Genomic DNA, 17494 nt, shown 5'->3' on the forward strand with positions numbered 1-17494 from the left:
GTCAAGTTATTGAACACAATAACTTGACCGGAGTTGAGAGCCCGACCCGCGAACTTCGGCGTATCGTTTTTTTTTGCGGGTCGGTTTCGCGGGGCGCGGCCCGATCCGTTTCGGTCATTCGTAAAGAACGTCGATGTATTTTTTCTTCGCTTCCAAATGTTCCTTAAGACTTTTTGCGAAGTAGTGATATCCGTCCCCTTTCAGTAGGAAAAATAGATAATCGGTTTCCTTGGGATAAAACGCCGCCTCGAGCGCGGGGAATCCAGGATTGGAAATGGGCCCGGGCGGAAATCCCTTGTTCAAATAAGTGTTATACGGAGACACGATCTTCAGATCCTTTTCGTAGATCCTACTGTGGGGCTTGTCAAAAAGATATTGAATCGTCGCGCAGGATTCCAATGGCATATCGCGTTTTAAGCGGTTGTTGAATACTCCGGCCATCAGAGGACGTTCCTCGTTCCGTTTCGCTTCCCGTTCCACGACCGAAGCCAATATTACGAATTTATGAAGTTCTGTCGGAGATAGATTTTTCGCCTTTTCGATTTTGGCGATCCGTACGTAAAAACGTTTGATCATCATCCGTACGATTTTATCCGCGGGGAAGTTGATGGGAACGCTATAGGTTTCCGGAAAAAGATAACCTTCGGCGGAATTCGCGGGAATTTTGAATTCCCGTAGGAGTTCTGGTTCGCTTGCCGCGAGTAAAAAATCCTGACGTTTGGAGATGATTTTTTTGGAAGCGAGTAGATCGCCGATCTGACGGTTGTTGTATCCTTCCGGAATCGTAAAATTGACGAGTTTTACTTTTCCTTCCGTGATCACCTGAAGGATCTTTCTCGAATCCATTCCGTCGTTGAGCTCGTAAAGTCCCTGTTTGATCTTTCCCGCGCTCCTCGTAAATCGAACCAAATAGAGAAAGTATTTGGAAGACTTGATCATTCCGTGTTTGGACAGGGTTTCCACGATTTTCGCGGGGTTGTCTCCGGATTCGATAAGAAGATCCAATTTGGTCTGTCCCGATCCTACGGCCCCTCCTTTCAGTTCGTCCACGATAAAGAACGCGGTGACGGCCGCCAACAGCAGCCCTCCCAAAAGAATTCCGGAATAGAGTAAAATCTTTTTAAAATTCATAAGTCCTACTAATTTCCTTCGGCAGGTTCCGGAAGGAATTCAGGGTCAGAATGTGATTTCAGTTCTTTTCTGGAAGAAAATTTCTCGGAATCGGAAGTTGTTTCCAGGTTCCTCCGGGAATTCTTTCGCGAAAAAAACAGCTGTAATATCCTTCGTGGCATGCAGCCACTTCCTGCACTACTTGATAGACCAGAAACCTCCGGTCGAAAGGAGCAAGGATGCGGAGAATTTTCTGAGTATGACCCGAGGTTTCGCCTTTTTTCCAGAGTTGATCGCGGGATCGACTGTAATAGTGGGCAAATCCAGTTTCCAAAGAAAGTCTTTGGCTTTCCGAGTTTCCGAATGCCTGCATGAGGATTTGACCGTTTTCGTCGATTGTGACGACGGGAATCATTCCGTCTTCGGAAGGAGGCAGGAGTTCCCGCACTTCGGCCATCTCTAACGGTGCAAAGGTGGTGTGAAGAAACAATATCGTATCTTCGTCGCAATCCACTTCTTCCCGGAATCCGCGGGGAAGTGCGATTCTGTATCGGGTCAATTCGGTTTCGAAGATGCGTGTGAGCGAGGAGATGGCTCGGTCGGAATCACGTAGTTGTAGGATCGTCAATTTGCGGACATTCATCGGAGTACCGGGGTGTGGGAACTCCTGCCGCTTTTTCGGTCGGACGATGGATCGATCGGACGGACAACGAAAAACGTAGGAACTCCTAAAACCAAGATTTTCGCTCCTTGCATTCGGTCCATACCAAAGCGACGAAAAGAATACTCCGGACCGCCGGGAAAGTGTGGGAACTCACACCGTGGATGAAACGAAGAATCTGCAAATCCCGTTTCCTTGTTCCTAAGAAAAAAAGTGTGGGAACTCACACGAAATCATAGCACAGGATTGTACTCGATCAACCACTCGGTAGTAGTTACGACAAGATTCGATTCTAAAAGCGAGACGGGGTTTTGTGGTTTTCGAATCTGTCTTCCGTGTTTTTTCTCTTTCGAATTCGTTCGGGGAGAATCTGCATTCCCCCCGAAATGGTTTTATGCCGCTTCCCGTTCTTTCCTGGAAGGCAATCCGTCGAAACGCACCGAATGAAGGACGACTTTGATCTTACTTCGATTCCCTCCGTCTTGTGCCTTCCAACGATCCTGTCTCAATTCTCCGATGATGGTCACTTTTTTTCCTTTCTTGAGATATTCGCTGCAGTTCTCTGCATTTTTATCCCAGGCCTCGACCTCGATAAAGGAAACTTCGCCCGGACTTTCCGCACTGGACTTGTAATCGTGATTGACCGCAAGCGTAAAGGTTGCTACGGACTTTCCGTTGTTTAAGGTTTTGAAATCGGGATCCGCAGTCAAATTCCCGTCCATAATGATATGGGATAGATTTTTCATCTTGTTTCTCCTGTGTAGGGGAAGGAGGTTTCGTTCCCCTCGCTTTCTCAGGTTCGCGAACGATTCGATTCGTACCGTGGATCGGATTTTTTTTTCGAAAAAAAAAGAATTCGAATTGTGATGAGGAAGAGTCGGTCGTCGAATCTCGCTCTCCAATCGCTCCGACCACGGCGGTTCTTCCGTCAAACTTCTGCGGGAACTCACACAAAACTCCCCCGACCTTGACACAAATCAACCGCAAGAACCGCTAATTTTGTTTTCCAAATCGAAAGAACCCGAAAGATTAGTCTCGCAAAATGGTCCGTAAAAAAACAGAACCCGGGGAAATCGTTTTCCAAGCCCACGAAATCGGAAAAATTTACAAGATGGGAGAAGTGGAAGTGCAAGCGCTTCAATCCGTAAGTTTAGAATTGCGAACCGGGGAATTCACCGTCCTGCTCGGTCCATCCGGATCGGGAAAATCCACGCTACTCAACATTTTAGGAGGATTGGATACGCCGTCGTACGGGAGCGTCCGATTTCGGGATCATAATCTTTTTTCCGAAAACGAAGAGGGACTGACCGTATTTCGGAGGGACCACGTCGGATTCGTATTCCAATTTTATAATCTAATTCCGAGTTTGACCGCGGTGGAAAACGTCTCCTTAGTTACGGAACTCGGAAAAAATCCGATGCAACCCGAAGAAGCGCTCCGCCTCGTCGGACTTCTGGATCGGAAGGATCATTTTCCCGCACAACTTTCCGGAGGAGAACAACAACGTGTCGCCATCGCGAGAGCGATCGCCAAACGTCCGGATGTCCTTCTTTGCGACGAACCCACCGGAGCCCTGGACATAAAAACCGGAAGAATCGTATTGGACGCGATACAAAAAATCCATTCGGAATTAGGAACAACGACCGTTATAATCACGCATAACGCGGCCATCGCCGAAATCGCGGATCGAGTGGTGGAAATGCGGGACGGAACCATCGTCTCCGATCGCAAAAATTCCAAAAAAAAGAAATCCTCGGAATTGAATTGGTGAAAACCCTCGATCGAAAAATTCTCCGACAAATCAAAACCCTAAAATCGCAGGGAATCACGATCGCTTTCGTAGTGGCCGCCGGCGTGGGAATTTTCATCGCCTCAAGAAGCGCTTACGATTCCTTATATTCCGCCCGCGAGAAGTTCTACGTCGGTTCCTCGTTCGCACAAGGATTCGGATCTTTAAAAAAAGCTCCTTCCTCCTTGGCCGAATCGTTGACCAATCTTCCAGGAATCGGAAGCCTACGGACTCGGATCGTACACGAGGCGGTTTTGGACATACCCGGCGAAACCCTACCCACCGCGGGAAGATTCGTATCTCTCACAGACAAACTCAATCTTCCCTATCTCCGTTCCGGAAGATATCCCAAAGGAGATTCGGAGGTTTTGTTAAGCGAAGCCTTCGCCCTCTCCAACAAATTGACGGCGGGCAGTACCGTAGTTGGAATTTTAGAAGGCCAAAAAAGAACCTTTCTCGTAAGCGGAATCGCTCTTTCTCCGGAATACGTTTATATCTTCCGCTCCGGAAATCCGCTTCCGGACGATAAACATTTCGGAATCCTCTGGATGGACCGCCGAGGAATGGAAGACGCCTTCGGCATGAACGGAGTCTTCAACGATTTGATCTTCAACTTCGCCCCGAACGCGGACAGACGTTCCGTCTTAGGAAAGATCGACGAACTCCTCGAACCGTACGGAGGATTAGGATCCTACGATCGGGATAAACTTCCTTCGCATTCCTTTCTTCGCGACGAGTTCAAACAACTCAGAACGATGGCCTATCTACTTCCGATGATCTTTTTGGGAGTTGCTGCGTTTCTCCTTCACATCGTTTCCACGAGAATCATCTCCAAAGAAAGGGAACAGATCGCCACACTCAAAGCCCTCGGATATTCGGATCGAACGATCGGAGTTCATTACATAAAACTAATGTCATTGATCGGCGGAACAGGTTCCCTTCTGGGAGTCGCGCTCGGCGTTTGGTTGGGAGACGCGATGACGGACCTCTACGGGGAGTTTTACCGTTTCCCGGAATTAAAATACCGATTCTCCCTACTCCTCGGTCTACAGGGAATTTTGATCGGAATTTTCTCCGGAATATTGGGAGCCTCGTATTCCGTATTCAAAATCTTGCAACTAGATCCGGCCCAAGCGATGCGTCCGCCGATCCCTTTGAGTTTTCAAAAGTCTAGGATCGAAATTTGGATCGGAACCTTATCCTCTCAAACGAGGATGATCTTCCGCAACATAACCAGAAGACCGGCCCGAACCCTCATCGCGATATTGGGAGTTTCCACCTCCGTGATGATCATGGTATTGGGGATGTTTTCTCAGGACGCGGTCGCCGCAATGATCGAAATGCAGTTCGATCTTTTGCAGCGGGAATCGGTTACGGTCTCTTTTTTAGGACCTGTGAACGTCGCCTCGGTGGACGAACTCAAAAATCATCCCGCAGTTTTGGAGGCGGAAGGGTATCGGATGATTCCCGTTCGAATCCGGGTTCGTCATAAGACCAAGGAACTCGTCCTCCAGGGAATACCGGAGTACGCGGCATTACGAAGACTCGTGGGGAAAAAAAGAAACGTATTATCGCCGCCGTATTCTGGAATATTCTTAAATTCTAATGTAGCGGAAAAACTGGGAATCGAAACCGGAGCGGTGATCCGTTTGGAACTTCTGGAAGGGAATCGCAAAAAGATAGACGTCCGCGTCGAAGGGTTGGTCGAGGAACTTCTGGGTCAGGGCGCGTATATGGAATTAGGAGCCGCCAATCGTCTGTTAAACGAGACGGAAAGCGTGAACCTAGTCGCGATACGGACCGATTCCAAACTGGAAGCCGAATTCCTCTCCACTTTAAAAACTGTTCCGAAAATATCCGGAATTTCCACGAGGACGGGCGATCTAAAGGTTTTTACCGATATAATGCAGCGAAGCGTATTAGCGACCACCATGATTCTTTTCATATTCGCGTCCGTAATATCAATCGGGGTCGTTTATAACACCGCCATGATTTCCCTATCCGAACGCGCTTTCGAACTGGGAAGCCTGCGTATATTAGGTTTTACTAAAGAAGAGGTGTTTCGGATTCTAGCGGGGGAATTGGGATTCGAAATCGTAGCTTCGCTTCCGGTGGGTTGTGTGTTGGGTTATACGTTCGCGTATTTTCTGATGACGACCGTCGAAACCGAAGGATTTAAGGTTCCGTTGATCATTTCTTACAGAACGTATGCGATCGCCGTTCTTTGTACTTTGGGAACTTCCGTATTGAGTTACGTAGTATTGTATTCGAAAATAAAAACCATGGATCTACTTTCCATCTTAAAGGTAAGGGAATGAGAATGAACTTGAAGGAGATGTTCGATCGAATCGTATCGGACAAAAAAATAAGGATCGGTTTCGGCGCGGCGGCCGCGCTTCTTTTGTTGTGGTTTTTATTCCGACCCAAACCGGTGATTTCCGAAATCGGAAAAATAACCAAAGGAACCTACAAACAAATCGTGGAAGAAGAGGGAATCACCCGTGTAAAGGAAAAGTTCACCGTGTATTCTCCGGTAAGCGGAATTCTAAAACGGATTCACAAACACGCGGGGGCCGAGGTCAAAAAAGGGGAAACGATCGCAGTCGTTCGATGGGACTTCGACAAAGCCGTCGTATCGCCTAGCAACGGTAAGGTGCTCAAAATTCTTCGTGAAAGCGAAGGCCCGGTGGAAATGGGAACTCCCCTTTTGGAAGTCGGCGACACCGAACAACTGGAAATCTCCGCCGAAATTCTCACCCAGGAAGCGGTTCGAATCCACGTCGCAAACCCGGTGGAAATCGAAGGATGGGGCGGCGGAACCTTAAACGGAAAGGTCAGAATCGTGGAGCCCTCGGCGTTCACCAAAATCTCCTCTTTAGGAGTGGAAGAACAAAGAATCCGGGCCATCGTCGATTTCGATCCCCCGGCCGAAATGGGAGAAGGTTTTCGTGTACGTTGTAAAATCACTACGATGATCCGCGAAAACGCTCTCATCGCGCCGACCGCGGCTTTGTTTCGGGACGGGGAAGATTGGTATGTGTTCAGAGTGGTGAAAAACAAAGCCCGTAAAACAAAAGTTGTACTGGAGGATCGAAGCGGAGAAAACGCGCTGATCCGGGACGGTCTGAAAGAAAACGAAGAAGTGATACTTTATCCCGGGGAAGGAATCGGCGAAGGCGTAAAAGTGCGTTAGGCGCTTTTACGCAAAATCGACGTTTGGTAAAGACGAGTCCATACTATAACCCGCACGCACGCACGATCATTTGTCGAGCGCCTCCTCCAATTCCTCGAAAACTCCAGCGCTCAAAAGATCCGGATCCCTGAAATCGATCAACGAATCCTGAAACCAAAAACCTACGTAAGCGCTCAAACCCAAAAAGAGAACCAGAGAAGTTCCGACGATCCGTTTGTTTCTAGTTTCCCGTTTATCTCTGCGGATCACGTTAGACGAAATATCTCGGATCCAATCTTCGTCCCGTTTTCTTTTAAGAATTTCTCCCTTCATAGGAGAAGGATTTTTACTTTTCATAAAATTTCTCCTGTCTACCGACTCGTTTCATCATTTCTTTGCCTCTCGCGGTTCTCGACTTAACCGTACCGGGTTTTACACCCATCGTATCCGCGATCTGTTTTTCGGAATAACCGGCGAGGTAAAACTCGAGAACTCTTCTGTATTTTTCCGGAATTTGAACCAACAAGGATCGAAGAATACCGAACGTTTCCTGGGAATCGGTTTCGGCGTTTCCCGAATTTCCGCCGAGGTTGGAGTGTCCAGAGATAAAGTCTTCCTCTTTTCTGGATTTGGCCAAACGTTCTGCGCGATCCTCTTCCCGCTTCAGCTTGTCGTTCATACGAAGGGATTCGTTTCTGGCGATCGCATAAAGCCAGGTGCTCAGTTTCGATTCCTTTCTAAACTGATCCTTTTGAAGGGCCTTGTACGCGCGGAAATAAGTTTCCTGAGCCACGTCGTCGATCGCGTAAGAAAACCTCTCCGCGAGATTTTTTTCAATCGCAGAGAGGACAACGTCCCGAGTGGAACGAACGATTTCCGTGAATTCGATTTCAGTCATCATGATGACGATGTTTCTGTTGAAACTCTGTGATCAGATCCACCAATTTATTTCTTTGTTCCGGAGTAAGAATCGTATGAAACTCGATCGCCTTTTTGGTCATAAACGTCCTCATTTCGGTCATCTTATTCATCTCGGTTTCGAACTGTTTGTTTATCTTTTTTTCGTCGAGCGCGGGTTGACGAAACTCAGCGAGAACTTCCGCCGGAATTCTAGGCCCGTGCAGTTTTAAGTCCTTGCGTTTCGCGAGAACCTCGTCCTTGATCCGGTAAAGTTCCTTCTTTTGCGAATCGTTCAGATCCAGTTCGGACGTGATCTTTTTGACCACCCATTCCGCCCTTTTTTCCGGCGAATAGTGTCTGCATCCTACCGCAAACAAGGCGGCCGCTATCAGAATCAGACCCGAAACTTTCAAAAATCCTTTCATTGAATTCCTCCGATTTTCTAATCCTCTGACCGTGAAGCGAAAATCAGGTTCCATTTTTTTCGAAGCGAGAACTTTCGTTTTCTAGTTCGTTTTCATAAGAAAACGGTAATATCATGAGACGGGCGATGTTTCTTTCCCGAGTGAACGGGTTTTTCAAAACGTCGATTCCGTAAACGACCCGGGGAAGTTCCGTGATCGAAAAAGTTCCGAACAATCGATCCCAAAAAGAGAATATATTTCCGTAGTTTCGATCCGTATAAGGTCTCTTAAAATGATGATGTATTTTATGAGCTCCGGGTGTGATCAACACCAGAGAAAGAATTCTTTCCAAACGATCCGGTAGACGTACGTCGATATGAGTGATTTGCGCGAACAAACCGGAAAGGGTTTGGTAAAAAATCAGAATTTCGATCGGCGCGCCTAAAATCCCCGCGCCCAAGGCGGTCGTAAACGCCCGCAAAAGCGCCTCGCCGGGATGATGTCGAAGCGCCGTACTCACGTCAACCGAAACGTCGGAATGATGGACGACATGAAAGCGCCATAAAAAGGGAATCTTGTGCTCCAGAAAATGCGTAAAATAAACCGCGAAAAAATCCAAAAACAGGATCGAAACTAAAACCGCAATCCAACCTTGTAATTCGAAAATCTGTAGAATTCCGAAACCCCTTTCCATCGAAAAAAATCCGATCGTTACGATCGATCCGGCGAAAACGAGGTTTATCACGAGAGTGCTCAGCCAAAAAATCAGATTGATTCCCGAGTGGACGAGTTTGTCTTTCGGGTTTTTAGAACGTCCGAATACGAGTTCCAAAGACCAAGCGAGAACAAAACCTCCGATCAAAAAAAGACTTCTTTGTGCGGAAGTCAAATTCCCTAAAAAAATAAAATCGGTTTCCATATTAGCCACCTTTCTAAATACTTTGGGGCCAAAGGAATATCTTGCCTTCCTTCCACACTCGGACTAAACTCGTTCGAAACGTCAACTTTTTTAGGGGGTAAAAAATGCCGGCAGATTCAGATTCTTCGTCGATACTTTATTTGATTACTGGACTCCGCGATTCCATACTCAATGAGATCGAAATTGAATATAACAAATCCCTGATTTACAAACTTCTACCGGCTCAGGGAGCGGTATTGTGCGCCTTGTCGAAAAAGAAGCAGAGTATGCGGGACGTTTCCGCGAAAATTCTACGCAACCAATCTTCGATAACTCCGATCGTACAAAGTCTCGAAAATCGAAAACTCATCGTTAGGACCGAATCGGAAAAAGACCGGCGGATAACTCTGGTAAATCTGACCGAATCGGGAGTGATCGCAAGAAAGGAAATCCTACGTCTTTCCCGTAGGATTCACCTCTGGCTTTTTTCGGGTACGACTACGAAAGATAGATCCGATCTTTTCCGAATCTTGGGTAGAATGCGGGAAAATCTGATTCAAAAACAGAAACATCGGAAGAAAAATAAAAACGAATAAACCTGTATATACGCTGCGCGGAATTTCGTTCAAACAACGCGAAGCGAGAACGTAGAAACTCGTAGGACGCAGCGCGCGTTTCAACTTTCCGTTTGAACGACTACGTCCTCTTTTTTGATTTCGTATTTGATCGCAAGACGATCCCGAAGAGAGGACAAAAGTTGTCCGCCGTTTTTAGAGTAGAAAAATTCCGGGTTCACCTTGATAAGAATACTTCTAAGGGACGGTAATTCCTTTAGGAAAAAAGAAATTTCCTGAACGAGCTTTTCGATGCTTTTGCCGTAAGGACAACCTTTTAGTTCGATCCCAACGCCGATCCCCGTATCCGTGTTTTGAAACGGTAGGATTTCGAACGGAAAATCCTTTTTATCCACCAGGCTTTCGGTTTTGATTCCCAAACCCTGGCAGATTTTTTCGATCAAAACCCGCGTATCGATCGGCTTTAAAAGATAAGCCACCAAACGTTTGTTATGCGCCGCTTGGATGATCGTTTCCTTTTCGTTGCTGACGGTCAAAAAAATGATCGGTGTCGTACGGTTGGTTTCCGGAATCCTTTCCAAAAGATTGAGACCGCTTTGTTTCGGCATACGGTTGTCGGTGACAATGAGATCGTAACGCATTTTTCGGAGTTTGATTTCCGCCGCGATTCCGTCCACAACGTGATCCACGTCGAAATTGTAACGTTCCAAATGACGGATAAGAAGCTCCGCGCTGCTTTCGTCGTCTTCTGCCAGTAAGATCGAATAATTCGGTGCGACTTTCATGATTCGTTCTTCTCCGATCGGGAAATGGCGTTGATCTTTTTCCGATTCCGGATTTTTGACAATATTTTAACGAAAAAAAACGGGAAATTTCCCGTAAAAGATTTTTACGAAACCGATCGACGCCCCTCGTTAAAAACGCACAAGCAGATCGGTATATTATAAATACGGAAACTTCTTACGCTCCAAAGCCAAAATCGTCAAATCGTCCGTAAAACCTTCGTGCGAATTCCCCATAAAACGGGCAACTTCGGAAAAAACTTTTTGACAAAGCCCTGCCAGGGTTTCGTTTTCACCCGAACCTAAAACGGAGAGAAGTCGCTCTTCGGAAAACAATTCTCTCTCCGCGTTAAACGCTTCCACGATTCCGTCCGTATAAAGCACCAAACGGTCCCCTGGTTCCAAAGAGAAAGGAACGGTTTCCATACGGAGGGGGACCAGATCCGTCAAAAGCGCACCCGTTTTTTGAAACGAAATCGGATCGGATCCTTTGTGAAGAAGGACCGGAGGACAATGTCCCACGTTAGTCATCTTTCCTTCTCCGGTTTTGACGTCGAGAACGCCCAAAACCGCGGTGATAAAATGACCCGCGAACTTTCCGTTAAGAGAACGGTATATTTGAGAAATTCCATATTCAGGATCTTGAATAAATGATCTCCAATTAAAATAGGACATCTTGACCATGGAAGCAAGAAGCGCCGCGGAAACGCCATGACCGGAAACGTCGCAGATAAAAAACCCAAGCGAAGAAGTCTCCTCGTCGTAGAGAAAGTCAACGAAATCGCCTCCTAAATCCATCATGGGAGCGTAGAGAAACTGAAGATCGAACGATTCGAATCTGGGAAGCGCCGAAGGAAGAAGAGCCCCTTGTATTTTTTGGGCCATACGAATCTGTTGTTCCAATTCCTCTTTTTGACTGAGAATAATTCTGGTCCTCGCACGTACAGTTTGCTCTAGACGTTCATTCGCTTTTTTTAATTCGTCCTGAGCCTTTTTCCGTTCAACCGCTTGGAAAATACGGGGAATCATATCCGCGATCGAACCGACGAACGTTTGTTCTTCGAGACTCCAGGAACGCGGTTTGCCGACCTGTTCGTTGCAGATGATTCCGACGAGTTTTCCGTCCATAAGGATCGGAGCGTCCAACATAGAAACGATGTTCAAAGGAAGAAGATAATTCTGAGCGAATTCCTTAGTTGCGTCGTCTATCACCGCGTCGTCCGCGACGATCAGTCTTTGCTCCTGAAGCACTTCGAAATAATGAGGAAAATCCTTTTTGAAAAGTTCCATCCCGGAGTTATGCGTGTTTTCTGAGAGAATGAAAAGGTCCAAACACTGGATGGAGATTTTGGTCTCGCTGTAGAACCAGATGCTGCATCGTTCGCAACCGAGTGCGCGAGCAATCGACTCGGTAAGCACGTTCAAAGCCTCGTCCCGCAGTCCGCTGTCGATGACTGGATTTTTAGCCAAGGACATCAATTCCCGGTTAAAACGACGGAGGGTTTCCTCCTTGCTGTGAACGACGTCGTGTATCATGGCTGAAATACGGTTTCGCTTGGAAACGGAAAGTTAGATCATAAGACTTTCATAAAATTAAAAAAATGCCATACATTTTTAAAGCGAAGTGCAATAAATTATCGATTTTGCTGGGTGAAAAACGGAGACCGCCGACTTTCCGAACGAACAAAAAGCGAAACGCCCGAGCTTCGGAGCTTCGTTCAAATCTTACTCCGATCATTCCCGATTCAACGGTAAAACCTTTCGATCCCGCATTTCTAAAGTTGCGGACGCGTCCACCGACGTTTTATGTTTGTCGGTTTCCGACTCGTAGTCGTGTGGCGAGTTTTTTCCGAAGTCATCTTGGCCGCGTCCTGCGGTGTCTATCCGTAGAGAAACGCCGCATCGAACCTGCGCCGGACCGCGCTCGCAGCTCCGGTCAAGTTATTGTATTCCGCTTTGAAAACATTACATTTTTCTAAAGCCAATAACTTGACCACGCCTTGATCGCTCGCGGGGTTATGAGAGAAAGGAATTTTCCTTTAAAAGGGGGCTTTGCACGGCCTGCGCAGTCGGAGTCAAATTCGGGAAAAACGAAGCAGGTTTTGCGGATTAAAATGCGGATGTTTGAATACGCGGAGCGGAGAGCGGTTCTTTATACTTTATTTCGTAAAGTCAAAACGGAGACGGGAGATTTTTACGACTTCAAACCGACCAACAAAACTCACGTTAAACCGCCTTGAAAGTAAACGAAACAGACCAGGCTACTAAATACTATCTTGCACACATAGGTTTTACTCCGTGGAGAAGTTTCCCTAGAGCCTATGATCCAGACTTAATTTCACTGTACAAAAATCCAAACTTTGCGGCAGTGCGACCCAAACCGAAAACGGAAGAACTAGAAATAAGATCCTATATTTTTTTGGAATATTAAAAATTTTGAATCCTTTCCACTCCAGATTTCTTCGAACGAAAACGTACAGTTCGCGGGAATTTATTCGATTCGGATTCGCGACAATAGAGATTTAATACGAATCTTATCACTTTAGATGCATACATCGAAGACGGAATCGAAACAATGAAAAAAATAAACGATCAAAAACTAACGAAAAGCTATTGCGGAACGAATGAAGTCACTAAGGATAATTGTTACCGATATTCGTTACAACAAATCAATTCAAACTTAAATCGTCCCTACTTAATAACGAATTAAAATCCGAAAATAGGGTATTTATCATTTAATAAATTGTAAAAGTTTCTTATAAATGAAATTTTAAATCAACCTTACATCTACCCAGATTTGAAACTCTATTTATAGGAAACGATTTTTAGAAGATTGCCTGCAATACGGAACATCCCCAAAGCCCGTCCTACTTAAAACGATACGAATCGGTGCGCAATCTCGCGCACCTTCACAAAGATCGAACTTTCAATTTAAATTTCATAGGATACCAAGATTTTAGACGATAAGCAATGGTTGTTTATACTTAATTTAGGATACTATACGAATTTCGCCGATTTTAATCATTTTATCGAATTTTATTCTTTTTTTATTATTTTTCGGAATTTAGAATCGAACATTTTGTCTTCTGAAAACGGGACTTATTACTCGTGAACTCAAATCGACGACTTTTCATTCAAATGAATCCCTAGGTATATTAAAGTTTAATAATACGACTTTTTGTTCCAAGAATACAAACCCTTCCTCCTGGAATTTCTCCATAAGCGTTGAAACTTGGCCGTATCGAATCAAAGCGGAATGTGTTCGATTATTGTTTTTTGAAATTCATTTTCAGCTTGGTTTTTTCCGAAAATACGCAAAATTGACGTTATGTGGCTAACGAAATTTAAATACATCCTGATCGGAGCATTTGCTCTATCGATATTTTCCTGTAACTCGATCGAGTATAAATTCATACTGAAACCTAAAACCGAAGACACGAACAAGAAAATTCTCGCAATGGCAATATTCACGTATGAAGAATATGATATTCCCCTATTCGGGAAAAAATATTCGATCACGTTCCCGCGTCCGGAGCTATCGTACTTTACGCGTGACTGTTCTCCGGAAGACTTGAAAAAAGAAAACATCTGCAAAGTGGAAACATTTTTTCCGAGAGGAGAGTTAATTAGAAAAGAAGAATATTCAAAAACATACGGAACGGATCGGATTTCAATTTGGAAAAAGGCTAATTTCTTTCTAAAGGTGGATAACTCTATTTTTAAATTAGTGGAGGCGGATCTTTCCTCTAAGTTATACATTACGGATGTCGGTTTTTCATCCGGAAATAAAGAATATTACATGGATCCAAATACATACTATCACGTCCAAAATTCCGAAAAATTTCCGATACAGGTCACCTCTAACGAAGCGATTCAATTCGCCGGCCTATATGCCGTACGGGTCGAAATGAATTGGTTCTCGAGGTCGCGGATCGTCGATAGAGTGGCATACATAGAGGACGGCATCGAAGTCATTCGTAAGATCAATGATCCCGATTTGAATGAACAGTTTTGCGGGAAAGAAGAAATAACTCTTGAGAATTGTAGCAAACATTCTATGGAACAAATTAAGATAAATCTTCAGCCTCCTTACTTCATTCAATAATCGTAAAACGTTTCGCCTCCAGAACGAACTCTAAAAATAGGCATCCTTTCAGAATGAGTTTCGGATTTCGATTTTTAATATGAGGTTTTTCGTAAAGTGTCCGGATTCGGCGATTCGTGCCCTTCTGTGTAGGTTTTCGAGAAAAAGTGTTTCAAAAAACTTCAGCCTCTTGTCGCAAAAAATTCACGATTATAATCTGAAAGTATTTACGTTCCGTTTTTGGTGGTGAGGGTTGAGTTTGTTTCGTAGTTTGCCTTCGTGCACTCGCCAAACGCCTGTTCTTCTGATATGTGGTAGAATCGTTACCTTTCCTTCTCCTACCTCCAAGATTATCAAACGAAAAGTTCTTTTTTTGGGGGTATCATGCTACTTTCATTCCGAGGTCAGAAATGATATTCCCGCTTAACACTTGTTAGCTGTGCACCGCAGAAATACTCGACAAACGACGGTTTTTTGGACGAGGCATGTACCAACCATAATGATTTATCGAACTCTTCGTAATATCAATTCTAGACAAAATGCGAATGATTCCGAATCGATAAGCGTTGAAATTTAATGGATATCGATGCAAAAGATAGTTGTCATCGAATCAATCCGCGTAATATACCTGCTAATCATGAATCAGTTAGTCGCATTGATGATCTCAGGTATTTTCTTTATTTCTTGCACCCAAAAAAAATACATTCTACGAGAGACATACGAGAAAGAGCCTCAAAAAATAGTCGCGTTCGGCCTTGTGATCGTTGAGGATCAAAAAGTACTCGGTTTTTCGAGAACTCAAATTTCGCCCGCAGATCCGTTTAGGACGACACTCTGCGACCTCAACCAAAAGGACGAGACTGGCAATTGCAAAAAAATTCCATTTCGACCTTATTCGGGAATTATAATTCATCAAAAAAATAAAACGGAATATGCGTATTCTCCCCGAATCACGATCTCCAATCAGGATCAACCGAACATTCCCGTTTATTTTTTGATCGGCGATTTGAAAGAAAACGATCATTTCCAACTCTTCGAAACCGGTTATGAAAAAACGAATACGATGGTAAACCCGGGAGGCCATTCGGCGGCTTTCCACTTAGTCTCAAAGTTACCGATTAAGAATCCCGAAATCCTTAGCTTCAAAAAACCTTTGCAAAAAATCGAATTCCTAGGAATTTACGCGGCATTCGTTTCCCGCGATTCCGATAAGGAATTTCCTGCGACTCTCGTTGATGCGATTCCGATCCTTGCGAAGGAGAGTCGGAGCATTCAGAAACTTTTTTTCGGAGACAACCCTATCACACAAGAAGGCGCCAAAATTCATTTCGCTCGAACATTCGCAAAGTACGAGGAAGAGGTCGCTTCGGTTTATCAAGAACTGAAAAATCAAAGAGGAGCGAATCAGGATCCGTGATTCATTCGATTGCCGACAAGACGTAAATGAATCTTGATCGAAGTCTGCGTCTCATCGATACTTTCCCGCAAACCGATCGAGTTTGTCCCCTAAAAACGGGTTTTTCTCTTTTATTCATAACCCAAATTCGACAACTCTTCATTTAAATGAATTCCCGATTCTATTAAAGTTTTGTAATCTGATTTCTTGTTCTTAGAATACAAAATGTCCCCAAGATAACGACCATATTTGTCCTGAAAATGAGTGCGGAGTAAAAGATTCATTCCCGGTTTTAATTTCTTCTTCAACAATTCAAACGCTTTTTCCCCGTCCGCGCTTCCAAGCTCGGGAGCATTCACTCCAAGTAAACGGATCTTCTGACGAGAGATCAGATCGAAACCTAAGGATATCTGCACAAGTAAAGTATCTCCATCTACCACTCTTTCCAAAGTGCAAAAGTAATGATACAGGAAAGATTTCGGATCAGCATTTTCAATTTGCCAATTTTTCTTTTCCTTCTTTAAGCGTAGGATAGCATTCGATTTAAAATTTTTAGAATCCAAAGAATGAAAACAGTTAAATCCTAAATCGATCCAGAGATTGTCTTTGTTGTTTGAGTCTTTGTTTACGATTTTGTAATGGAAGATCTCACCGCTCGGACGATTCCATTTCAAAGACCGCCCCCCGCCGTAGTAGCCGCTTTCACGAGCTTTTCTCTCTAAAACGAAACGGTTCCAACCGTTCTCGATCGCGTCTTTTTCCAATTTCCTTCTTGCGTTTGCGTTGGACACGGAAGCAAGAATTCGGTAATGACCCCAACTCAAACCGTAGTTTAAAGTCTTGTTGTGATAGGCGTAATAAAACTTGAGAGCGTAGTAAAGTGATCTTCTGGAAAAACCAACTTCAATCTTTTGCGATTCCACCGAAAGACGTTCTATGATGTTTTTCATCTTTTGTTTCGATTTTTCACTCGTCACATCCGTGTTAAACTCTTCACTAAGTAAGGAGCCGATTTTTAAATAACCTTCTAAAAAGAATTTGTTCCCTCCTTTGTATGTATTCGTTTGAATCGACTTCAATACTTCTGCAATCTCAGTCGTGATGTCTTGAGGAACTTTTTGTCTTTGTTTCAAGTTAGGGACCTTTTCTTGAAAGCAAGGATGTTTGCTTTTAGGAAAAACGCAAGTGGATTAAGTTTGAAGGAGAAAGAAATTGAGATTGAGAGAGTTTCTGTGGATTACGTAGAATGCCCAGAATCGGCAGTCAGTGGCATTCCGTGAGGGATTGGGCAATAAAAATTTCAAAAAACGTCAGCCTGTTGTCGCAAAAAATTTGAGATTATAATCTGAAAGTATTTACGTTCCGTTTTTGGTGGTGAGGGCTTTAGTTTGTTGCACAATTTGGTGCGGTGGAGTCACCTAATCATTGTTACTGTAACACTTGGTTGTTTCTGTTTATTCTCGAAAATATTTTGTTAGTCTTTTTTTGGCTTCTATCTCCTCAAAAAGTAGAAAGTGCGTTCAGGTTTCTACTTCTAAAATCCAAACAAATCTTCGGGTTCAAGAAAAGATCAAGCGGAAGATCCAAGCTCCGTATATATTGGGACATCTACTATCAAGTCAAAGACATGTTGAAAAACGGAGCTTGTTGGGGAGCTTCCAGAATTCATTCAGAGCTTTTACTTTTAGGATTTGATATTTCCTTAAGTTCCGTGAAAAGGATC

At 44.4% G+C, this 17494-nt stretch carries 16 protein-coding genes and 1 pseudogene; 7 read left to right on the forward strand and 10 right to left on the reverse strand.

All coding sequences use genetic code 11. The features are described 5' to 3' along the window. Nucleotides 1–114: 114 nt before the first annotated feature. From mltG to EHQ17_RS10380, 3 genes are all read right to left on the reverse strand, one after another. Nucleotides 115–1131 carry an endolytic transglycosylase MltG gene (gene mltG / locus EHQ17_RS10370; RefSeq protein WP_135595203.1) on the reverse strand — a complete coding sequence of 339 codons (1017 nt, stop codon included), beginning with the start codon at nt 1129–1131 and terminating at the stop codon, nt 115–117. Between the two features lie 58 nt (nt 1132–1189). Continuing rightward, nucleotides 1190–1753: a phosphoribosyl-AMP cyclohydrolase gene (locus EHQ17_RS10375; RefSeq protein ID WP_135595201.1), complete on the reverse strand. Its 564-nt coding sequence runs from the start codon at nt 1751–1753 to the stop codon at nt 1190–1192. A gap of 410 nt (nt 1754–2163) precedes the next feature. Beyond that, on the reverse strand, nt 2164–2517 hold the full coding sequence (locus EHQ17_RS10380; protein WP_135595213.1) for a single-stranded DNA-binding protein: 354 nt from the start codon (nt 2515–2517) through the stop codon (nt 2164–2166). Nucleotides 2518–2813: 296 nt separating this feature from the next. Here EHQ17_RS10380 and EHQ17_RS10385 point away from each other — a divergent pair, with 296 nt between their 5' ends. The 3 genes from EHQ17_RS10385 to EHQ17_RS10395 are packed head-to-tail and all read left to right on the forward strand — an operon-like array spanning nt 2814 to nt 6753. Beyond that, on the forward strand, nt 2814–3542 hold the full coding sequence (locus EHQ17_RS10385) for an ABC transporter ATP-binding protein (RefSeq protein ID WP_135595199.1): 729 nt from the start codon (nt 2814–2816) through the stop codon (nt 3540–3542). Continuing rightward, the gene (locus EHQ17_RS10390; protein WP_342776116.1) at nt 3539–5878 is read left to right on the forward strand and encodes an ABC transporter permease; all 2340 of its coding nucleotides are present in this window, start codon (nt 3539–3541) and stop codon (nt 5876–5878) included. Before EHQ17_RS10385 ends, EHQ17_RS10390 begins: the two co-directional genes overlap by 4 nt. 2 nt (nt 5879–5880) lie before the next feature. Further along, complete coding sequence (locus EHQ17_RS10395; protein WP_135590845.1) at nt 5881–6753, forward strand: efflux RND transporter periplasmic adaptor subunit; 873 nt, start codon at nt 5881–5883, stop codon at nt 6751–6753. Nucleotides 6754–6819: 66 nt separating this feature from the next. Here the strand turns inward: EHQ17_RS10395 and EHQ17_RS10400 are convergent, their stop codons facing one another. Genes EHQ17_RS10400 through EHQ17_RS10415 form a run of 4 tightly spaced genes read right to left on the reverse strand, consistent with a single transcriptional unit; the run spans nt 6820 to nt 8955 of the window. After that, on the reverse strand, nt 6820–7089 hold the full coding sequence (locus EHQ17_RS10400) for a hypothetical protein (RefSeq protein ID WP_135590834.1): 270 nt from the start codon (nt 7087–7089) through the stop codon (nt 6820–6822). Further along, complete coding sequence (locus EHQ17_RS10405; protein WP_135590835.1) at nt 7079–7633, reverse strand: RNA polymerase sigma factor; 555 nt, start codon at nt 7631–7633, stop codon at nt 7079–7081. Before EHQ17_RS10405 ends, EHQ17_RS10400 begins: the two co-directional genes overlap by 11 nt. Then, nucleotides 7623–8057: a Spy/CpxP family protein refolding chaperone gene (locus EHQ17_RS10410; protein WP_135590836.1), complete on the reverse strand. Its 435-nt coding sequence runs from the start codon at nt 8055–8057 to the stop codon at nt 7623–7625. The genes EHQ17_RS10405 and EHQ17_RS10410 overlap by 11 nt, the downstream gene beginning before the upstream one ends. A gap of 43 nt (nt 8058–8100) precedes the next feature. Continuing rightward, complete coding sequence (locus EHQ17_RS10415; RefSeq protein WP_135590837.1) at nt 8101–8955, reverse strand: sterol desaturase family protein; 855 nt, start codon at nt 8953–8955, stop codon at nt 8101–8103. A 104-nt stretch (nt 8956–9059) separates the two neighbouring features. Here EHQ17_RS10415 and EHQ17_RS10420 point away from each other — a divergent pair, with 104 nt between their 5' ends. Continuing rightward, nucleotides 9060–9530 (forward strand): MarR family winged helix-turn-helix transcriptional regulator, encoded by a 471-nt coding sequence (locus EHQ17_RS10420; protein WP_135590838.1) that lies wholly within the window; start codon nt 9060–9062, stop codon nt 9528–9530. Between the two features lie 80 nt (nt 9531–9610). Here EHQ17_RS10420 and EHQ17_RS10425 read toward each other — a convergent pair whose 3' ends face one another. Both EHQ17_RS10425 and EHQ17_RS10430 read right to left on the reverse strand, forming a co-directional pair. Next, nucleotides 9611–10294, reverse strand: a complete 684-nt coding sequence (locus tag EHQ17_RS10425; RefSeq protein ID WP_135590839.1) for a response regulator transcription factor — start codon at nt 10292–10294, stop codon at nt 9611–9613. Nucleotides 10295–10450: 156 nt separating this feature from the next. Beyond that, nucleotides 10451–11827 (reverse strand): GAF domain-containing SpoIIE family protein phosphatase, encoded by a 1377-nt coding sequence (locus EHQ17_RS10430; protein WP_135590840.1) that lies wholly within the window; start codon nt 11825–11827, stop codon nt 10451–10453. 2035 nt (nt 11828–13862) lie between these two features. Between EHQ17_RS10430 and EHQ17_RS10435 the strand changes: the two genes are divergently transcribed. After that, nucleotides 13863–14396, forward strand: coding sequence for a hypothetical protein (locus tag EHQ17_RS10435; RefSeq protein ID WP_135590841.1), 534 nt, complete (start codon nt 13863–13865; stop codon nt 14394–14396). Nucleotides 14397–15012: 616 nt separating this feature from the next. Beyond that, the gene (locus EHQ17_RS10440) at nt 15013–15792 is read left to right on the forward strand and encodes a hypothetical protein (protein ID WP_135590842.1); all 780 of its coding nucleotides are present in this window, start codon (nt 15013–15015) and stop codon (nt 15790–15792) included. A 110-nt stretch (nt 15793–15902) separates the two neighbouring features. On the opposite strand, the gene EHQ17_RS10445 is transcribed toward EHQ17_RS10440, so the two are convergent. Next, the gene (locus EHQ17_RS10445; RefSeq protein WP_135590843.1) at nt 15903–16904 is read right to left on the reverse strand and encodes a DUF1016 N-terminal domain-containing protein; all 1002 of its coding nucleotides are present in this window, start codon (nt 16902–16904) and stop codon (nt 15903–15905) included. A gap of 338 nt (nt 16905–17242) precedes the next feature. Here EHQ17_RS10445 and EHQ17_RS19950 point away from each other — a divergent pair. Next, a pseudogene (locus EHQ17_RS19950) lies at nt 17243–17494 on the forward strand (integrase core domain-containing protein); the annotation flags it as partial.

The sequence above is a fragment of the Leptospira gomenensis genome (genome assembly GCF_004770155.1).
Taxonomy (GTDB): Bacteria; Spirochaetota; Leptospiria; order Leptospirales; family Leptospiraceae; genus Leptospira; species Leptospira gomenensis.